Origin of the sequence: Bradyrhizobium sp. (assembly GCF_035273305.1) — a bacterium.
Classification (GTDB): domain Bacteria; phylum Pseudomonadota; class Alphaproteobacteria; order Rhizobiales; family Xanthobacteraceae; genus Bradyrhizobium.
Genome location: NZ_DATEPI010000005.1, coordinates 1 through 4,338, shown reverse-complemented (window position 1 = coordinate 4,338; position 4,338 = coordinate 1). Strand labels below are relative to the sequence as shown.

The 4,338-nt window shown below is 58.5% G+C and carries 3 protein-coding genes and 1 pseudogene; 1 reads left to right on the top strand and 3 read right to left on the bottom strand.

Translation table 11 applies throughout. The features are described 5' to 3' along the window. Window positions 1–433: pseudogene (locus tag VJV58_RS00460) on the top strand (saccharopine dehydrogenase); the annotation flags it as partial. A gap of 7 nt (window positions 434–440) precedes the next feature. Here the strand turns inward: VJV58_RS00460 and VJV58_RS00455 are convergent. The 3 genes from VJV58_RS00455 to VJV58_RS00445 form a co-directional block, all read right to left on the bottom strand. Next, on the bottom strand, window positions 441–1,706 hold the full coding sequence (locus VJV58_RS00455; protein WP_324135339.1) for an O-antigen ligase family protein: 1,266 nt from the start codon (window positions 1,704–1,706) through the stop codon (window positions 441–443). Between the two features lie 54 nt (window positions 1,707–1,760). Continuing rightward, window positions 1,761–3,302, bottom strand: a complete 1,542-nt coding sequence (locus VJV58_RS00450; protein WP_324135338.1) for an undecaprenyl-phosphate glucose phosphotransferase — start codon at window positions 3,300–3,302, stop codon at window positions 1,761–1,763. Between the two features lie 113 nt (window positions 3,303–3,415). Continuing rightward, on the bottom strand, window positions 3,416–4,338 hold a 923-nt coding region (locus VJV58_RS00445), incomplete at its 5' end, for a glycosyltransferase family 4 protein (protein WP_324135337.1).

Sequence of the window (4,338 nt, the reverse complement as noted above, 5' to 3'; positions counted from 1 at the left end):
GCATCGCTCTAACATGCTGATGAGTTTTCCGTACGGAAAGGACTTCGTCTATGACGAGATGGTCCTGACCGGTCCCGGAGAGGAGGGCGAAGCCAATGCCAAGCGTCTCGTCGCGGCAGTCAATGGCGAGAGAATGGGCGGCGGCGGACCGAAACCGGGCGAAGGCCCATCAAGAGAAGAACGAGAATCGGGCCTCTACGATCTTCTATTCGTCGGTCTTGCACCCGACGGCCGCCAAATCCGGGTCGCCGTCAAAGGCGACCGTGATCCCGGTTATGGCTCGACGTCAAAAATGATTTCGGAGTGCGCGATCTGTCTGCGCGAAGCGCCAGAAGTCAAAGCCGGCATTTGGACACCGGGCGCCGCGATGGGTAACCGCCTTATCAAGCGACTGATGGATCGTGCCGGGATAACATTCAGCGTCGAGAATTGAGTTGCGCTCAGGCAGTGCCATCATGCGGTGACATCCGCGTCTGATCGGCGGTCGCTCGGTAGCTCTGTGCGGCGGCGAACATGCCCCACATTGCACCGATCATCATCCAAAAATGCCGCCAATGATCGGTGTCAATGATGAAGCCTTCGCCGACCGTGCCGAGGAACGCGGCGAAAATTGCTAGATAAGTCTGCTGCCACGGTACACGGACAAAGACGTGACGAAATCCGATGATGACCGTGATGAACATGAGCGCCGCATAACAAACTCCGGCAAGCCAGCCGCCCGACATGAAGGCGTTCAGATAGGAATTGTGCGTATCCTCTGGGAAATACCGATGGAATTGCAGTGGTCCGATTCCAAAGGGAAGGTCGAGAGCCATATCGGCGCCGAGGATATGCCGTCCAAATCGGCCAAATCGGCCCTCGTCATAGCTTTGATCCAGGCTCGCACGTTGTTTGAATAATTCGCTGACCGAGTCGACCGACAGCAACACGGAAACCAGCATCACTACAGCCGCTATGGCAATGACGGACATCACGATAATGCGCGAGCGCTGCGCGCGCGACTGGCTTGTTAGCACCATCAGTCCGAGCATGAATGCCGAGGTGATCGCGACACCGCCCCAGGCCGCGCGCGAAAACGCCAGCAGGATGGCCAGCATGATAATGCTCAGCGCAATCATGCTGCGAAGCCGCAGGCGATTTGAAACCACGCTCTGCAGCACAAACAACGCAGGAAGAACCAGGAATGCAGCCAGAACGTTTGGATCTTTGAAGGTGCCGCGGGCGCGCCCATACAGCGTCAGCAGATCGTGCTGACCCGGCACCACATTGAAATAGCCGGCGATCCCCGCTGCTGCCGCAACCAGCGCGCCGGCGATGAGGCCCTGGCGGAGCATGCCAAGCCGCGCCGAGGTGTCCTCAGAGCAAACCATTGCGACGAAAACAACCGTCATCGCCATGTACCAGGACGTAATGACCCAGTTCGCGACCTGCGGTTTGTCCAACACGGGAATGGCACCAATCGAGTAGCCAAGATTGATGAGAAACAGCAGCAGCAACAGCGGAATGAAAACCAGGCGCAGCCGCAATCCCGTGGCAAAGAAAATAATGGCGGCGACCAGCGTCACAAATTCATAGGGGCTCGGCTCGATAAAAACGATCGCGCCGCTCGCGCCGACCAGCCAGACCAGAGCTCTCTGCAGGGCGAGCAGGCGGGCCGGCGCCGCCACTGATGAGGGGAATGCCCCGACTGTCGCCGCATACGCCATGACACGCTCTTGAACTACGCAACGAAACTTGTACACAAACGCCGACAAAGGCGTTCAATAGGCGCCCTCGTTCTTGGTCAGAAGCGCAACGGGCGTCTTTAGGAGGATGTAGAGATCGAACAGCGCTGACCAGTTCTCGATGTAGTAGAGATCGAATTCGACGCGCTTCTGGATCTTCTCCTCATTGTCAACTTCGCCGCGCCAGCCGTTGATCTGAGCCCAGCCAGTGATGCCGGGCTTCACGCGATGGCGCGCGAAATAGCCATCCACGGCCTCATCGAAGAGTCGGGTCTGCAACTTGCTTTGAACAGCATGCGGACGCGGGCCCACCAGCGACAGATTGCCTTTGAGCACCACGTTGAACAGTTGCGGCAGCTCGTCGATGCTGGTTTTGCGGATGAAGCGGCCGACGCGAGTAACGCGACTGTCGTTCTTGGTAACGACCTTAGAGGCAAGAGGATCAGCTTGATCATGGTAGAGCGAGCGAAATTTGAAAACGTCGATACGCTCATTGTTGAAGCCAAAGCGCTTCTGGCGGAAGAACACCGGTCCGGGGCTGTCGAGCTTGATGGCTAACGCGACCAGCAACATGATGGGCGAGGCCAGGAGCAGAATGAGCGCGCCGACGAAGTGGTCGAAGAGCCATTTCATCACAAGATCCCAATCGGTGATCGGGGCCTCAAATACGTTGAGGGTTGGGATCTTGCCGACATAGGAATACGAACGGGGACGGAAGCGCAGTTTGTTAGTATGCGCGGAGAGTCGGATATCTACCGGAAGTACCCAGAGTTTCTTGAGCATTTCCAGGATCCGCGTCTCCGCCGAAATCGGGAGCGCGAAGAGCACGAGGTCAACGCGGGTCCGGCGAGCGAACTCAAGGATATCGTCCACCTTTCCAAGTTTCGGGCTGCCGGCGCAGGTTTCCAGCGCGCGCGCGTCATTGCGGTCATCGAACACACCGAGAATTTTGATGTCGGAATCGTCCTGACTTTTAAGCGCCTCGACCAGTTGTTCACCGTTCTGGTCCGAGCCGACGATCACAGTGCGGCGGTCAAGCCGGCCTTGCTGCGCCCAGCGCCGAACCATGGAGCGCAGGAGCAGTCGCTCGGCCAACAGGCCCGCCAGTCCGACGAAGAAGAAAGCCGAGAGCCAGAACCGCGAGACGTCGTTGCCGAGCTTGGCCAAAAACGATGCGCCGGTGAACAGCAGGAACACGAACGCCCAGGACGAAATCATCCGGGACATCGGCCGCAGTTGACCCCGAAACACCTGGACTTGATAGAGATCAGCGGCTTGAAAGCAGATCACGGCGATAACGCTCATGCACGATATGGCCGCGATATATTCCCAGTGAAATCCATCGAAGCGGGTCACGTAACCGAGATAGAGCGAAATGCCGGCAATATTGAGCAGCGTGAAGTCGGCAATGCGAACGGCGCCGGCGATCACGACCGGCGAATACGCCGGCGGTACTTTTTCTTTGGCCACGGCAAGCGCGGCTTCCGACAATCGTCGCCGCCGCTCCACCGTTGAGCGATCCGCGCTGCTGGCCGGAGCCGCGACATCCATCATTGAACGTGCGTTGATCGGTTCCACGGTGCCTGAAGCCGTTCTTGCACGGGCATAGGCATGCGCGCGCCAAGGCGGAATTGCCGACTTCAGGACTTAAACGACAATTCGGAACAAATTCTTATCGCGAGATAGAATGGCTAATGACGCGGAAGGGCGGCGCGGTAGCCGTCCAACACGCCTTCGACCATCGCTTTTTGGGAGAAACGCGTAAATATCCGCTCCCGGAGCGATTTGGCGCGGCTTTGCGAGGCCCCCGGGGCATCCAATGCGCTCTCGATTGCATCGGCCATCGCGCCAACACTGTTGGGCGCAAACAGGGCTTCGGTATGGCACCCGAATATTTCCGGGATCCCACCGACATTGGCGGCGACCATCGGCACTCCCGCCGCGCCGGCTTCTATTACGACATAGGGCATTGAATCCCCTCGGGACGGCACAACGAGTAGCGTTGCCTGGGAGAACGCGTATCGCGCCTTGACGTGGCCGATAAAGCGAACCGGCCCCGCAAGACCGAAACTCTGGACCTGAGCCTTGAGACTACCAAATTCTTCGCCGTCTCCGGCGAGCGTCAAGGTGACCGGCCTGCCGTCCGCGCGTAAACGCGCGACCGCATCGATCAGGAGGTCCGCTCCCTTGATGTGCCTGAACTCACCGACATAGACGAGATCGGTTGGTTCTGCGACCGTGACCACGGGGTCGAATTCCTCGGCGCTGACGCCGTTGAATACGCAGCGCACCAATCCGTTCGGCACACCGATGGTGCGCTGATAGGTATCGCGCGCGAAGGCACTTTCGAACAGGAACAAATCGGTTGAATTCATCAGCACCCGTTCAAGACGGCTATACATCGCGCCCTTCAGCGTGTTCACGGGGTAGTGCAGCGAGCCGCCATGAGGCGTATAGACGCGAACGGTACGTTTTGAACTCGGCTTGAAGCGGATAAACGCGCCTGCCTTTGCGCCATGACCGTGGAGGATATCCGGCTTCAATCGCCAGATCAGGCGGATGAAATGCAGCCAGGCCAGGATATCCGTTGGACGGGGCTCGCGGTGAATAGCAA